The sequence below is a fragment of the [Erwinia] mediterraneensis genome (assembly GCF_900604315.1).
In the GTDB taxonomy this organism is placed as follows: Bacteria; Pseudomonadota; Gammaproteobacteria; order Enterobacterales; family Enterobacteriaceae; genus Pantoea; species Pantoea mediterraneensis_A.
This window is the reverse complement of sequence record NZ_LR026978.1, coordinates 83,720-99,224: the sequence shown is the minus strand read 5'-3', so window position 1 is coordinate 99,224 and position 15,505 is coordinate 83,720. Positions and strand designations below refer to the sequence as shown.

Sequence of the window (15,505 nt, the reverse complement as noted above, 5' to 3'; positions counted from 1 at the left end):
GCGTATCAGTCAGTCTCTGTTCTCACAGAGAGGGCAGATTTATCCTTGCAACAGGAGGCTTAGCCGCGTCGATAAAAAAAACCGCTCCTCGCGAGCGGTTTCCATGGGCAGTAAGAACGCCGGGCGCTTTCACACCAGCAGCGGGCATTGCGGGGGCAGGCGGCAGGCCAGCGCGGCTGGCAGCACTTCAATCTGGAATTCGCGTCCGGTCAGCGGCTCGCCATCCAGGTTAAACGTCATCTCATTGGGCGAGCGAATCGACAGCGACTGCAGCCGGGTGCTGACAATATTGGGGTTCTCTTCATCGCTGGTCAGGGAGTGCATCAGGGTAGTTAACAGCTCCTGCGCGGTGACAATGCTGATATCCAGCTGGCCGTCATTCACCAGCGCCGACGGACAGAGGCGCTGACCGCCGCCCGCCTGGCGTCCGTTGCCGATCCCAATGACCAGCGCATCCCCTTTCCAGAAAAAGCCGGACCCTTCAATCTGGCAACTGTCAGGTTTTAACGCGTCGACGCGCGTCAGACCATGAATCAGATAGGAGACGCCACCCAGCGCCGATTTCAGTTTCTCCGGCGTTTCACTGGTAATACGCGTGCCGAATCCGCCGGTCGCCATATTGATAAACCAGCGATCCTGATTCACGCGGGCGATATCGATCATGGTCGTTTTACCCAGAATCGCCAGTCGCAGCGCCGCTTCCGGATCTTCCGGAATTGCCGCGCTGGTAGCAAAATCGTTGGCCGTGCCGAGTGGCAGAATGCCGAGAACCGGACGACGTTCTGCGGGCTGCATCACCAGCGCGGCGGCAATTTCGTTCACCGTACCGTCGCCGCCGCCGGCGATCACCGTGTCGGCGTGCAGCGCTACTGCCTCTTTTACGTAGCGCAGACCATCATTCTTTTCCCAGGTCACGCGTACGGCAATATTAAAACCTTCTTCACGAAGCTGGGTTATCGCCGCACGTAACGCCTCGTCACCTGCGCCTTTACCATTAAGAATCACCAGCGTAAGCGGATGTTTAGTCATATTTCAGTCCTTGAAGAGAAAAAGTATCGACCTGTCATATTCAACGACGGCGTCACTGGCCGCACCTGTACCGCAGTCAGCGCAGGCGCTGAAACGGAACGGGAGAGACAGCGGTGCGTGACTGCTATATTCAGGATATAGCATAGTTGGGATAAGAATTTGATCGGCGAAAGACGGAAAAAAGAAAACCCGCGCGGGGGAGCCGGGCGGGTGAATGAGGTGGTTCCTGATACAACCTGCTGTTTATTGTTACTTCTGGTCAGCAGGCGCGAGTCTACGGGAGGACGAAGCGGCGGTCTGTGATCCCACTCTAAACTTCGTGAAACTCTTTCTCAAATGCTCACCGTTTTGCTATGGGGATCGCGCGTGGTGCTGCCATCGGGCAGGTTGCGCAGCAGCAGCGCCCAGGCAAGATCAATCTCTTCCGCCACCGGCAGCCAGACCTGATGCCCGTCTCCCGGCGCGACGCTGATCGCCTCGCCTTTGTTGTTTTCCAGCGCCGACAGCGTAAAGGTGAGGTTGCCCGCCGGCGTCATCATCTCCAGGCTGTCCTGCAGCAGGAATTTGTTCTTAACCGCCACCTGCGCCCATGCGCCGCGCCGCTCGCCGGTAAATTCACCGACAAACAGCTGACGATCGGACACCGAATGCCCCTGCTCGTAGTTCTGGTAGCTGTCGTGAGTATGGCGGCGTAAAAAGCCTTCGGTATAGCCGCGGTGCGCCAGCCCCTCCAGGGTTGTCAGCAGCGAGGGGTCAAAAGGTTTGCCGGCGGCGGCGTCATCGATCGCACGACGATAAACCTGGGCGGTGCGCGCGCAGTAGTAGAACGATTTGGTGCGCCCTTCAATTTTCAGCGAATGCACCCCCAGCTGACTCAGACGTTCAACATGCGCCACCGCACGCAGATCTTTCGAGTTCATGATGTAGGTGCCGTGTTCATCTTCAAAGGCGGACATGGGTTCGCCGGGCTTGAGCTTCTCTTCCAGCAGAAAAAGTTTGTCAGTGGGCTGCTGCACAACAGGTTGATACTGCTGCACAATATTGCCCACCTCGTCCTCTTTGCCCGGCTGGACATCATACTGCCAGCGGCAGGCGTTGGTGCAGGTGCCCTGATTGGGGTCGCGCTTATTCAGATAGCCGGAGAGCAGACAGCGGCCGGAATAGGCCATGCAGAGCGCGCCATGCACAAAGACTTCCAGTTCCATCTCTGGCACCCGCTGACGGATCTCTGCAATCTCCTCCAGCGACAGTTCCCGTGACAGGATCACCCGGCTCAGCCCCTGCTGCTGCCAGAACTGTACCGTCGCCCAGTTCACCGCATTGGCCTGCACCGACAGATGAATCGGCATGGCGGGAAAAGCGTTGCGTACCAGCATAATCAGGCCGGGATCAGACATAATCAGCGCATCAGGCTGCATGGCAATCACGGGTTCCAGATCGCGCAGAAAGGTTTTCAGCTTGGCGTTATGTGGCGCGATATTTACCACTACATAAAAACGCTTGCCCAGCGCGTGCGCTTCGGCAATGCCGCGCGCCAGCGTCTCATGATTGAATTCATTGTTGCGCACGCGCAGGCTGTAGCGCGGCTGACCGGCGTACACGGCGTCGGCGCCGTAAGCAAAGGCGTAGCGCATATTTTTCAGCGTTCCTGCCGGTGAAAGCAGTTCCGGTTTAAACATGGTTTTCTCACTGATGTCAGGTCAGCGCCCCCCAACAGGGACGTGCCGTGGCCGTGGGTAAACGGCCCGGCAAAAGGAGGGAAATTATAGACAGCCGCGCGGGGAGGTGACTTGCGCTAGATCAAACGACCCACATCCGCTTCCCAGCGATAGCCCATGCCGTAGACGGCGCGAATAAAGGGCTGCTCGCTGTCGAGATTTTCCAGCTTGCGGCGCAGGTTTTTAATGTGGCTGTCGATGGTGCGATCGGTCACCACCCGGTAGTCATCATAGAGATGATTCAGCAGCTGCTCGCGCGAGAACACTTTCCCCGGCTCCAGCGCCAGGGTTTTCAGCAGGCGAAACTCGGCTGGCGTCAGATCCAGCGGCTGGTCACGCCAGCTGGCCTGAAAACGGCCCTCGTCAATCACCAGCAGCGACGCTTTCTGCACCTCTTCCGGCGTGCGTTTACAGCGGCGCAGGATAGTTTTCACGCGCGCTACGACCTCACGCGGGCTGAACGGTTTGCAGATGTAGTCGTCAGCGCCGATTTCCAGCCCCAGCAAACGGTCGATCTCTTCGCTGCGTGCGGTCACCATCATGATGGGCAGTTCGGAAAAACGCCGGATTTCCCGACACAGGGTCAGTCCATCGGTGCCGGGCAGCATCAGGTCAAGCAGGATCAGATCGGGCGGCGTCTGCTGCACATACGCCAGCACCTGACTGCCATCGGCAATATGATGAGTACGATAGCTGGACGCGTGCAGATAATCTGTCATCAGCTGCGCCAGTTTGGGTTCATCTTCAACAATAAGGATCAGTGGATCCATTTTTTCCTGGCTCATGGTCGATGATCAATGGTGAACATGCGGCAATTGTAGCGTGATTTTCAGGCCACCTAAATCAGAGTGATCCGCACTGATGGTGCCCTCATGGGCTTCGACAATATTTTTACAGATTGCCAGTCCCAGCCCCGAACCCCCACTGGCGCGGTTGCGCGAGCCTTCGGTGCGATAAAAACGCTCGAAAATCTGCCCCTGCTGCGCCGCATCCACGCCCGGCGTGCTGTCAGCAAACGTCAGTTGCCAGTGGCCTCCGTCGTCGCGCAGTGCGATCTGCACCTGGCCGCCCGCATCGGTATAGCGCAGGCTGTTTTCCAGCAGGTTAGTAAAGAGTTGCATCAGGCGGTCAGGATCGCCAAAAAACGTGGCTTCGCCGGGCAACGCAAGCTGCAGGGCCAGCCCATGGCTGCGATAGCGCTCGGCAAAGCTGCCCGCCGCCACTTCCAGCAGCTGCACCAGATCCAGCGCCTGCTTGCGATACGCCAGCGCCCCTTTATCCGACAGCGAAAGCTGATGCAGATCGTCCACCAGTTTACTCAGCACCGCCACTTCGCTCTGCAGCGAAGCGATCGCTTCCGGCGTCAGCTTGCGTACGCCATCCTGCATCGCCTCCAGCTCGCCGCGTAAAATCGCCAGCGGGGTGCGCAATTCATGGGAAATATCGGCCATAAAGGCGCGCCTGTTACTTTCGTTTTTTTCCAGCGAACTCGCCAGACGGTTGAAATCCTGCGCCAGCTGGCCCAGTTCATCCTGACTGCTGACCTCAACGCGGCTGGCAAAATTACCCGCCGCCAGATGGTGGGTGCCGTCCACCAGCCGTTTGACCGGAGCCAGCAGGCCACGCGCCATTAGCCAGGTCACCAGCGCCGCCAGCAGCGTGGAAAGGCCGACAATCAGCCAGCTGGTGCGGCGCTGCTGACGATCAAAGTTGATATCGGTGCTGCGCGTCAGCCGTTCCGGCGGCGAGCCGATCACCCAGCCGACAATTTTGCCGTTACTGGTGGTGATATTGCGTCGCGATCCCTCGGGCGGCACCGGTAACCGTGGGCCCACCAGCACCCGGTAGCGTTGATCGATCACCCAGAACTGGGTGTGCCAGCCGTGCGGCGGCAGCGGTTTATCGCTGTCGGGATTCTGTTCCAGCGAGCGCAGAATAGTGAAAATCAGCCGGTTATTGTGACGCAGGAAATCCCAGCTGCCGTGCTGTTCATATTGATCGGCGAGGGCATCGCTCAGCATGGTGAGACGCTGCTCATTGCTGTTTTTAATGTAGTCAACAAAGCCATGTTCAAAGCTGAGGCGCACGCCCCAGTGCATGGTGATCAACACCAGCATGCAGGTGGAAAAGATGGCCATAAACAGCTTGGCACCTATGCCAAAACGCATCCTGTGCTTCACGTTTTTCTCCCCGGGGACAGATTCTGATTCTGGCTCATCTCTTGCGGCACGCGCCAGAAGATCAGCGCAGGCAGGATAATAATCACGGCGATACACAGCCAGGTATAAATAAAGGTCAGCTGCACCGCCTCGCTGTCAGCCAGCTCATTGTGGCCGAAAGCGCCCAGCAGCAGGCCCGCCACGGTTACGCCGATACTCATCGACAGCTGCATAATCATCGAAAGCAGGCTGTTGCCGCTTGAGGCCAGTTCATTGGGCAACTCTTTCAGCGTCAGGGTATTCATGGAGGAAAAACGGATGGCGTTGACCATCCCCAGCAGGAACAACACCAGCGGCAGCAGCCAGTTCCAGCCCAGCAACGCCACCAGCGGGAACAGCAGCACCACTACCGCCAGCGCCACGGTGGAGCCAACCAGCACATGACGATAGCCAAACAGGTTAACAATGCGCACCACCAGGCGCTTCATGCCCATATTGCCGAGCACCATCGGGATCATCATTAAACCGGCATGGAACGGACTGAAGCCCATGCCAAGCTGCAGGAACACCGGCGTCATAAACGGCAGCATGCCGCTGCCGATGCGTCCCGTCAGGCTGCCGAGCAGGCCGATGGTATAGGTGTGGTTATCGAAGAGTTTCAGGCTGAACAGGGCGTTATCATTGCTGCGCGCATGCATCAGATAAAACAGCAGCGATAACACGCCGATCAGGATCATCGCCCCCGGCAGCAACGCGCTGCCGCCAGCGGGGCTGCCGTCCATCGCCAGCGTCAGGGTCGCCATCCCGGCGGCCAGCAGCAGAAAGCCGACAAAATCGAAACGTCGGGTTTGCATGCGGTAATTGGGCATCAGCATCATAGTGGCGATGGCGCCGACAATGCCCACCGGAATATTGATCAGGAAGATCCAGTGCCAGCTGGCATACTCCACCAGCACGCCGCCCAGCGCCGGGCCAAGCAGCGGGCCAATCTGGCCTGGCAGGGTGACAAAGGTCATCGCCGCCATGTATTGCTCGCGCGGGACGATTTTCATCACCGTCAGACGCCCGACCGGCACCATCATCGCCCCGCCAATGCCCTGCACCACGCGCGACATCACCAGCTGATTCAGCGTCGTGGAGAGGCCACACAGCAGGGAGCCGATGCTGAACAGCACAATGGCGCTGAAAAAGATGTTACGTACGCCAAAACGATCCGCCAGCCAGCCGCTCAGCGGCAGGGTGACGGTCACGGTTAACAGATAAGAGACAATCACTGAATGCATATGCAGCGGGCTGACACCCAAATCGCTCGCCATTGCCGGCAGGGCGGTGTTAACAATGGTGGTATCCAGTGTCTGCATAAAAAAGCCAAAGGCGACAATCCAGAGTTGCCAGCGAACCGTTGCGTCCTGAGTACTCATCTGCGGTGGAATCCTCTTAGCTGTTCATAACATTGACCGTTTTTGCTCGTTTTCTGTCGCGCAGCTTATCCATCATTAAATAAACCACAGGTGTAGTGTAGAGGGTTAACAGTTGACTCATCACCAGACCACCGGCAATGGTAATGCCGAGCGGCTGGCGCAGCTCTGCGCCATCGCCACTGGAGATCACCAGCGGCAGCGCCCCCAGCAGCGCAGCCAGCGTAGTCATCAGAATCGGCCGAAAACGCAGCAGGCAAGCCTGGAAAATCGCCTCGCGCGCGCTGATATTGCCGTTGCGTTGTGCTTCCAGCGCGAAGTCCACCATCATAATGGCGTTTTTCTTCACGATGCCGATCAGCAGCAGAATACCGATCAGCGCGATCAGGCTGAACGGCGTATTGAACAGCTTCAGCGCCAGCAGCGCGCCGACTCCGGCAGAGGGCAGGGTAGAGAGAATGGTCAGCGGATGCACATAGCTCTCATACAGGATCCCCAGCACGATATAGACCGCCACGATTGCCGCCAGCATCAGCCACAGCTGGCTCGACTGCGACTGCTGAAAGATCTGAGCAGTGCCCGCGAAGCTGCCGCGCACGCTGGTGGGCACGCCGAGAGCAGTCATGGCGCGATCGATGGCGGCAGAAGCGTCTGACAGCGCCACACCTTCCGGCAGGTTAAAGGCGATGGTCGACGCCGCCGATAACCCCTGATGGCTGACCGAGAGCGGCGCATTGGCCGGTCGCCATTGCGCAAACCATGAGAGCGGGATCGCCTTGCCTGCGCTGTTAATCACAAACATTTGCGCCAGCGCGCTGATATCCTGGGTATAGCGCCGATCCACCTCCATCACCACCTTGTACTGGTTAAGCGGCTGATAGATGGTGGAGATCTGGCGCTGGCCAAAGGCGTTATTCAGCAGCGCATTGACATCGGCGACATCAATGCCGAGGCGCGCCATGCTCTCCCGATCGTAGGTCAGGGCCATTTCGCTGCCGTTATCCTGCTGATCGGAATTGACGTCCGCCAGCTCGGGCAGGGCAGAGAAGGCGCGACGAATTTTGGGTTCCCACTCACGCAGATCGTCCAGGTTGTCTGAGAGCAGCGTGTACTGATAGCTGGCATTCGCCTCGCGACCGCCGACGCGAATATCCTGCACCGCGTTCAGATAGAGACTGGCACCCGGCTCTTTCGCCAGTTTGCCGCGCAGCCGGGCGATCACCGCCTGGGCACTCTCTTTGCGTTCGGACAACGGCTTCAGCGAGATAAACATCGAGCCGCTGTTAGTGCGCGAGCCGCCGGTAAAACCGGTCACGTTCTCCACCGCCGGATCGGCGGCGATAATTTTCATGAAATCGGCCAGCTTACCGCGCATCGCCTGGAAGGAGATGCTCTGATCGGCAGAGATAAAGCCGCTCAGGCGGCCGGTATCCTGCTCCGGCAGAAAAGTTTTCGGCAGGGTAATAAACAGCCAGACGGTGAGCCCGATGGTGCCGAACAGCACCAGCAGCGTCCAGCGTGCGTGCTTCAGTACCCATGTGAGCGAACGGCCATAGCCTTGCTGAATGGCCAGCAGCAGACGTCCCGCCCCGTGACGACGCGGCTGGCTGCGGGCCGGCTGCGCTTTCAGCAGGTATGCGCACATCATCGGCGTCAGGGTCACCGAGATAAACAGGGAGATCAGTATTGCGACCGAAAGAGTGATGGAAAACTCCGTAAAGAAGCGGCCAATCAGACCACCGGTCATCAGCAGCGGCAGGAAAACGGCGATCAGCGACAGACTCATGGAGAGCACGGTGAAGCCCACTTCACGCACCCCCTGCAACGCCGCCTGCAGCGGTTTCATCCCCGCCTCGATGTGACGAGAAATATTCTCCAGCACCACAATGGCGTCATCCACCACAAAGCCGGTGGCGATGGTCAGCGCCATCAGCGACAGGTTATTCAGGCTGAAGCCGCACAGATACATGGCGGCAAAGGTGCCAATCAGTGACACCGGCACCGCAGCCGCAGGGATCAGCGTGGCGCGTCCGGAGCGCAGAAACAGAAATACCACCAGAATCACCAGCACCACGGCAATCATCAGCGACTGTTCCACCTCATGGAGCGAAGCCCGGATGGTGGGCGAGCGATCCTGGGCAATCTGCAGATCGATGGCCGCCGGGATCACGTTGTGCAGGGCGGGCATTTCGGCGCGAATACGGTCCACGGTCTCGATAATGTTCGCTTCCGGCGTTTTGCGCACCACCAGCAGCACGGCCGGTTTGCCCGCAGACATCCCGGCGTTGCGCACATCCTGCACCGAATCTTCCACCGTCGCCACATCATCCAGTCTCACCGCTGCGCCGTTGTTATAGTGGACAATCAGCGGCTGATACTCTTTGGCAGTTTTCAGCTCATCGTTGGTACGCAGTTGCCAGCGCTGCTGCTGATCTTCCAGCGCGCCCTGCGGTCGCCGCTGGTTGGCATTGCTGATGGCACTGCGTACCGCATCCAGCGATACGCCCTGATTAAACAGCGCCTGCGGATTGAGCGCGACGCGCACCGCCGGTAACGAACTGCCGCCCACGGTGACATCGCCTACCCCCTCAATCTGCGCCAGCTTCTGCGCCAGCTGCGTGGAGGCGTAATCGTAAAGCTGACCCGGATTATAGCTGTCCGAGGTGAGCGTCAGGATCATGATCGGTGCGTCTGAGGGGTTTGCCTTGCGATAGGTCGGGCGGCTCGGCATGCCGGTGGGTAACAGACTTTGCGCGGCGTTAATCGCGGCCTGCACATCCCGCGCCGCGCCGTTAATATCCCGGTCAAAATCGAGCACCAGAATAATGCGCGTACTGCCGAGCGAGCTGGTGGAGGTCATCTCGCTGACACCCGCAATACGGCCCAGCGAACGCTCCAGCGGCGTCGCCACTGACGAGGCCATGGTCTCCGGCGAGGCCCCCGGCAGGGAGGCGGAGACCATAATCACCGGGAAGTCCACCTGCGGCAGCGGCGCGACCGGCAGCAGGCGGAAGCCGAGAAACCCGGCCAGCGCAATCGCCAGCGTCAGCAGAATGGTCGCGACGGGGCGATGGATAAACAGCGCAAAGAACTTCACGGCTGCGCCTCCTCATGACCAAAGCGGCGGCGCGTCGCCCAGGCGAGGCGGTCAAACAGCAGGTAGATCACCGGCGTGGTGAACAACGTCAGGATCTGGCTGAGGATCAGACCGCCGACCATGGCAATGCCCAGCGGATGACGCAACTCAGCCCCGACGCCGGTGCTGAGCATCAGCGGCAGGGCGCTGAGCAGCGCCGCCAGGGTGGTCATCAGGATGGGGCGAAAGCGTAACAGACTCGCCTGATAAATCGCCTCATCCGGCGACATGCCCTGTTCGCGCTCGGCGGCGAGGGCAAAGTCGATCATCATGATGGCGTTTTTCTTCACGATCCCTATCAGCAGGATAATGCCAATAATGGCGATAATATCGAGCTCCTGACCGCTGAGTAGCAGCGCCAGCAGAGCGCCGACGCCGGCGGTAGGCAGCGTCGAGAGAATGGTGATCGGGTGGATAAAGCTTTCGTACAGCACGCCCAGCACGATGTACATCGCCACCACGGCGGCGACAATCAGCCAGACGGTGCTGGAAAGCGCCGCTTCAAAGGCCAGCGTGCTGCCCTGGAACTGCGTCATCAGATCCTCTGGCATGCCGAGCTGGGCTTGTGCCTCAGTCACCGCTTTCACCGCATCGCCCAGCGAGTAACCCTCGGCCACATCAAAGGCGAAGGTAGCGGACGGAAACTGATCAAGATGGTTAATGCTCAGTGCGGTATGCCGCTGCTCAACCCGGGCGATGGCGCTGAGCGGCACGCTGCCGCCATCACTGCTGGTCAGGCGGATAGCGTCAAGTCCGGCGAGACCAGGGGTTGCGCTGTTATCCTGCTCCAGCACCACGCGATACTGGTTGGCCTGGGTATAGATGGTAGAAATCAGACGCTGCCCAAAGGCGTTATACAGCGCATTGTCCACATCTGCCATGCTGATCCCCAGACGGCTGGCGCTGTCGCGATCGACATTGATATAGGCTTCCAGCCCCTGATCCTGCCAGTCGCTGCTGACGTCGCGCAGCTGCGGCAGCTGCTGTAGCTCAGCCAGCAGCGCCGGTACCCATTTACCCAGCGACACCAGCGAACCGGACTGCAGGGTAAACTGATACGGGGTACGGCTGCTCTGGGTCTCGATGGTGAGATCCTGCACCGGTTGCAGCCAGAGCTGGATGCCGGGCAGATGCGCTACCGCCTGCTGCAGGCGCTGTTGTACCTCCGGTATGCGCTCGTCGCGCTCCGCCAGCGGCTTCAGGTTGATCTGCAGACGGGCACTGTTCAGCGCCGCATTGGTGCCGTCCACGCCGACGAAGGAGGTCAGGCTCTGTACCGCCGGGTCCTTCATCACAACAGAGGCGACGTCGCGGGTGCGCTGCGCCATGCTGGCGTAAGAAACCGACTGCGGCGCCTGCAGCGTGCCCTGAATGATGCCGTTATCCTGCTGCGGGAAAAAGCCTTTCGGGATCACCATCCACAGCATCACGGTCAGCAGCAGGGTGGAGACCGCGACCGACAGCGTGAGCCACGGATGATTCAGCACGCGCTTCAGGGCACGCCCGTAAGCGGCGATGATGCGCTCAAACAGCGCCTCGCTGGCGCGTGAGAAGCGATTCTGGCGACGCAGCGATTCGGCGCTCAGCATGCGGGCGCACATCATCGGCGTCAGCGTCAGCGACACCACGGCGGAGATCAGTATCGCCACCGCCAGGGTGACGGCGAACTCGCGGAACAGTCGTCCTGTCACGTCGCCCATAAACAGCAGCGGGATCAGCACCGCAATCAGCGAGAAGGTAAGGGAGATAATGGTGAAGCCGATCTCGCCCGCCCCCTTCAGCGCGGCGGCCAGCGGCTTCTCGCCTTTCTCGAGATAGCGCGAGATGTTTTCAATCACCACGATAGCGTCATCCACCACAAAGCCGGTGGCGATGGTCAGCGCCATCAGCGTCAGGTTATTGATGGAGAAATCGAGGAAATACATGGCGGCAAAGGTGCCCACCAGCGACAGCGGCACCGCCACGGCCGGGATAATGGTGGCCGGTACATTACGCAGAAACAGATAGATGATCATCACCACCAGCGCGATAGAAAGCATCAGCTCATGCTGGGTGTCGGTGACCGAGGCGCGAATATTGTTGGTGCGATCGCTCAGAAGCTTCACCTCCACCGATTTCGGCAGCGAGGCGGTGAGGGCAGGCAGCATGGCCCGGATATTATCGGCGGTGTCGATAATATTAGCCCCTGGCTGACGCTGGACGTTAAGCAGAATCGCCTGATCGCGGTTGGCCCAGGCGCCGAGCCAGCTGTTTTCCGCGCCCTGTTCGATGGTTGCCACATCGCCCAGCCGCACCGGGGCGTTATTGTTGTAGCTGATAATCAGCTGGCGATAATCTTCTGCCGACTTCATCTGGTCATTGGCGGAGAGCGTGATGCTGCGCTCCGGGCCATCGAGGCTGCCTTTCGCCGAGTTAACGTTGGCGTTACTGATGGCGGTGCGCACATCCTCACTGCTCAGCCCGAGCGCGGCCAGCGCCTGGGTATTCATCTTCACGCGTACCGCAGGACGCTGGCCGCCGGAGAGCGTCACCAGACCGACACCGGACACCTGAGAGATTTTCTGCGCAATGCGCGTCTCTACCATATCCTGCACCTGGGTCATCGGCATGCTGGTGGTGGTCACCGCCAGCGTCATGATGGGCGGATCCGCCGGATTCACTTTGCTGTACACCGGGGGATTGGGCAGATCGTTGGGCAGCAGGTTAGTGGCGGAATTGATAGCCGCCTGCACTTCCTGTTCAGCCACATCCAGCGCCAGCGTCAGCTGAAACTGCAGGGTAATCACCGAGGCGCCGCCCGAGCTTTGCGAGGCCATCTGCTTCAGGCCCGACATCTGGCCGAACTGGCGCTCCAGCGGCGCGGTAATGGAAGAGGTCACGACATCCGGGCTGGCCCCCGGATAGAGCGTCACCACCTGAATGGTGGGGTAATCGACCTCCGGCAGGGCGGATACCGGTAAAAAGCGATAGCCCAGCACGCCAGCCAGCAGAATCGCCATCATCAACAGCGTGGTCGCGACCGGGCGCAGAATAAACTGACGGGATGGCCCGCCACTGGCATTTGGAGGCATTACCTGCATCAGTCACGGGCTCCTTTGGCGGGCTGCGTCGCGCGGCTGCCGCTGGTCGCCGTGCTCTGGGCGGCGACCACTTCCACCTGAGCCCCTTCGGTCAGGCGATCCAGCCCGTCGGTGACGACGCGCTCACCCGCGTCCAGTCCGGCGCTGATCACCACTTTCTGGCTGTCCTGAAGACCCGCGGTAACGCTTTTTTTGCTGACTTTGTTCTCGTTGTTGACCACCCAGACAAAGTTGCCTTCACTGCCCATCTGCAGCGCCGCCGTGGGGATTACCACCGCGTCCTGCAGGGTATTCACCTTCAGGCGCGCATTAACAAACTGATTGGGAAACAGCTGCTCATCCGCATTGGCGAAGCGCGCTTTCAGTTTGATGGTGCCGGTGGTGGCATCGATTTGGTTGTCGATGCTGAGCAGTTCGCCGCTGGTCAGCAAGGTTTTATTGCTGCGATCCCAGGCTTCGACGCTCAGCGGCTGTCCGCTTTTCTGCGCCTGCAGAATCTGACTGATGTTGTTTTCCGCTACGCTGAAGACGACGTCGATGGGTTGGGTCTGGGTAATCACTACCAGGCCGTTGCTGTCGCCGCTGCTGACATAGTTGCCGACATCCACCTGTTTCAGACCGACGCGCCCGGAGATCGGCGCGGTGATGCGACTGTAGGTGAGATTGAGCCGGGCGCTGGCCACGCTGCCCTCATCCGCTTTCAGGGTACCAAGGGTTTCACTCACCAGCGCGCGCTGGGTATCCAGTTCCTGACGCGACACCACCTGCGTCTTCGCCAGCTGCTCATAGCGCGCCAGGTCACGGCGTGCGTTAGCCAGCGTGGCCTGATCTCGCGCCAGCTGACCTTCTGCCTGGGTAAGCGCCACCTGGAACGGACGCGGATCGATCTCCGCCAGCAGCTGGCCCGCTTTCACCTGCTGCCCTTCCTGGAAATGAATCGCCTGCAGCTCGCCATCTACCCGGCTGCGTACCGTGACCGTACTGGCGGCGGCGACCGTGCCTAATCCGCTGAGGTATTGCGGCACGCTCTGCGTTTCTGCCGTGGCGGCCTGTACCGGTGCCAGCGGTCGGCGGGCGCCAGCGCCGCCACCTTTACCACCGCGCGCGCTGCGTGCCTCGGCGGTTTTTTTGTTATCGGGTTGCGTCGTATGCTGCCACCAGGCGTAACCGCCTGCGGCGGCGACAATCACCAGAATAATCAGGCTTTTTTTCACTAAAGAAGGTCGGGCATTCATGACGTTTATGTGCTCTCCAGCGGTGTAAATATCCCATCAACACGGGGGCAAAAAGCAAAAGTCCACAAGACCAGTGATTGTAGATGGCGCAAAGGGACAAAAGTTGAAGGAAATAAGGATAACTGTATAGCCGGGGTAAGTATTCCTGTTTTGCAAATAATCCGGCGGCAAAATCCGCAGGCGAACCCGGGTCTTTGCGCTGCTGCGTAGCAGGTGGACTTATTATACAGAAGCGAGCGTGCAGGGGCAGAATCAACGCGGTGAGCAGGGCGAGCGCGGCATGCAGGTGCCGCGTTCTGCCCCGGGTGGCAACTTATTTAGCTGGGCGACCAATGCGGGAGCCGCCCTTTGCCTCAGCGAAACAGCACCCCGGCCCAGCGTGCCAGACCGGCGGTCACGGAGCCAAAATCATCGCCGCTGGCGATGGGCGTTTGCGGCAGCTCCTGCTGCAACGCGGCGCGCAACACCGGGGAACGCGCGCTGCCGCCGGTGAGATAAATCACATCAGGACGGGTGGCGCTGCTGGCCAGCGCCAGCTTCACCTGCTCCAGAATGCGTGTCAGCGGCTGGTCAATCGCCTCCTGCAGGTGCTCTGCCGCGATGCGGGTGTGCAGCTGCGGCGCGATAAACGCCAGCGAGGTGTCACAGCTGTCACGCTGCGAAAGCGCGATTTTGCTCTCTTCCGCCGCCCGTACCAGACGATAGCTCAGCTTTTGCTGCCAGACTTTCAGCAGGCGCGCCACGCTTTCACTCTCCTGCGCATCGCGCACCAGATCGCGCAGCAGCTTACCGCAGGCCGCTGAATAGAAGTCGCTCTGCGCCGGAACATCGTTGATCGCCACGGCGTTCCACCAGGGCAAAGCAGGCAGAGCGATGCCTTTACTGGTGTTACCGCCCAGGCCCAGCAGCGGCATCAGGGTTTTAAACGCCAGCATAATATCGAGGTCGTTACCGCCCACACGGCAGCCGCTGTGACCCAGCAGGCTCTGCTGGCGCTCAGCTTTGTTGCGCCATTGCGGCCCCATCAGCAGCATCGAGCAGTCGGTGGTACCGCCGCCGATATCCACCACCAGCACGCGCGTTTCCTGCTCCAGCGTAGCTTCGAAATCGAGCCCGGCCGCGACCGGCTCAAACTGGAATTCCACGTCGCGGAATCCGGCCCGCTGCGCCGCACGCAGCAAAATGCCTTGCGCCTGACGGTTAGCGTCGTCACCACCGGTGCCCTGGAAGTTCACCGGGCGGCCAATTACCGCCTGATCGATGCTTTCTCCCAGCGCCCGCTCACCCTGCTGACGGATATGCAGCATCATGGCGCACACCAGATCTTCAAACAGCGCAATTTGCTGCGGCTTCAGGCCATTCGCCCCGAGGAATGACTTCGGCGACTTGACGAACCACACCTCTTCCGGATCGTCCATATACTGCTGCAGCGCGGTAAGGCCGAACTTCACGCTGTCAGGGGCGACCTCAATATCTTCTTCACGATTAAAGCGCAGCGCGCGTTGCAGCAGGGCGGTGGTTTCGCTGTCGGGGGTGGGAATCTGATGGTGACGATAGAGCCATTCGCTGATCGCCTCACGCGTCGGCGCGCTGATCATCGAGGGCAGCAGCGGCTGGCCCTGTTCCAGCGGCAGCATGCGCGGCGCGCCCTTCTCCATGACTGCGATCGCACAGTTCGCCGTTCCGTAATCAAAGCCGATAAACATGTCACCCCCTGCAAGCGAGAAAAA

At 60.0% G+C, this 15,505-nt stretch carries 9 protein-coding genes; all 9 read right to left on the bottom strand.

Going from position 1 to position 15,505, the window contains the following annotated elements:
• Positions 1-129: 129 nt before the first annotated feature.
• Complete coding sequence (gene yegS, locus E0E17_RS00410; protein WP_130830769.1) at positions 130-1,029, bottom strand: lipid kinase YegS; 900 nt, start codon at positions 1,027-1,029, stop codon at positions 130-132.
• A 332-nt stretch (positions 1,030-1,361) separates the two neighbouring features.
• Positions 1,362-2,708 (bottom strand): prephenate-dependent tRNA uridine(34) hydroxylase TrhP, encoded by a 1,347-nt coding sequence (gene trhP / locus E0E17_RS00405; protein ID WP_130830768.1) that lies wholly within the window; start codon positions 2,706-2,708, stop codon positions 1,362-1,364.
• A gap of 116 nt (positions 2,709-2,824) precedes the next feature.
• Entirely contained in the window at positions 2,825-3,532 is a 708-nt protein-coding gene (gene baeR, locus E0E17_RS00400) for an envelope stress response regulator BaeR (protein ID WP_130830767.1), read from the bottom strand.
• Positions 3,533-3,541: 9 nt separating this feature from the next.
• Positions 3,542-4,915 (bottom strand): envelope stress sensor histidine kinase BaeS, encoded by a 1,374-nt coding sequence (gene baeS / locus E0E17_RS00395; protein WP_439654639.1) that lies wholly within the window; start codon positions 4,913-4,915, stop codon positions 3,542-3,544.
• 8 nt (positions 4,916-4,923) lie between these two features.
• Positions 4,924-6,327 (bottom strand): multidrug transporter subunit MdtD, encoded by a 1,404-nt coding sequence (mdtD, locus tag E0E17_RS00390; protein ID WP_130830765.1) that lies wholly within the window; start codon positions 6,325-6,327, stop codon positions 4,924-4,926.
• A gap of 16 nt (positions 6,328-6,343) precedes the next feature.
• Positions 6,344-9,421: a multidrug efflux RND transporter permease subunit MdtC gene (gene mdtC, locus E0E17_RS00385; protein WP_130830764.1), complete on the bottom strand. Its 3,078-nt coding sequence runs from the start codon at positions 9,419-9,421 to the stop codon at positions 6,344-6,346.
• Positions 9,418-12,540 (bottom strand): MdtB/MuxB family multidrug efflux RND transporter permease subunit, encoded by a 3,123-nt coding sequence (locus E0E17_RS00380; RefSeq protein WP_130830763.1) that lies wholly within the window; start codon positions 12,538-12,540, stop codon positions 9,418-9,420. Before E0E17_RS00380 ends, mdtC begins: the two co-directional genes overlap by 4 nt.
• Entirely contained in the window at positions 12,540-13,775 is a 1,236-nt protein-coding gene (locus E0E17_RS00375) for an MdtA/MuxA family multidrug efflux RND transporter periplasmic adaptor subunit (protein ID WP_130830762.1), read from the bottom strand. The genes E0E17_RS00380 and E0E17_RS00375 overlap by 1 nt, the downstream gene beginning before the upstream one ends.
• Before the next feature lie 353 nt (positions 13,776-14,128).
• Entirely contained in the window at positions 14,129-15,481 is a 1,353-nt protein-coding gene (gene yegD, locus E0E17_RS00370; RefSeq protein WP_130830761.1) for a molecular chaperone, read from the bottom strand.
• Between the last annotated feature and the right edge of the window lie 24 nt (positions 15,482-15,505).

Bases quoted from the DNA above. Each gene is read 5' to 3' on its own strand.
- yegS (WP_130830769.1), bottom strand. From the start codon at position 1,029: ATGACTAAACATCCGCTTACGCTGGTGATTCTTAATGGTAAAGGCGCA.
- trhP (WP_130830768.1), bottom strand. From the start codon at position 2,708: ATGTTTAAACCGGAACTGCTTTCACCGGCAGGAACGCTGAAAAATATG.
- baeR (WP_130830767.1), bottom strand. From the start codon at position 3,532: ATGAGCCAGGAAAAAATGGATCCACTGATCCTTATTGTTGAAGATGAA.
- baeS (WP_439654639.1), bottom strand. From the start codon at position 4,915: ATGCGTTTTGGCATAGGTGCCAAGCTGTTTATGGCCATCTTTTCCACC.
- mdtD (WP_130830765.1), bottom strand. From the start codon at position 6,327: ATGAGTACTCAGGACGCAACGGTTCGCTGGCAACTCTGGATTGTCGCC.
- E0E17_RS00380 (WP_130830763.1), bottom strand. From the start codon at position 12,540: ATGCAGGTAATGCCTCCAAATGCCAGTGGCGGGCCATCCCGTCAGTTT.
- E0E17_RS00375 (WP_130830762.1), bottom strand. From the start codon at position 13,775: ATGAATGCCCGACCTTCTTTAGTGAAAAAAAGCCTGATTATTCTGGTG.
- yegD (WP_130830761.1), bottom strand. From the start codon at position 15,481: ATGTTTATCGGCTTTGATTACGGAACGGCGAACTGTGCGATCGCAGTC.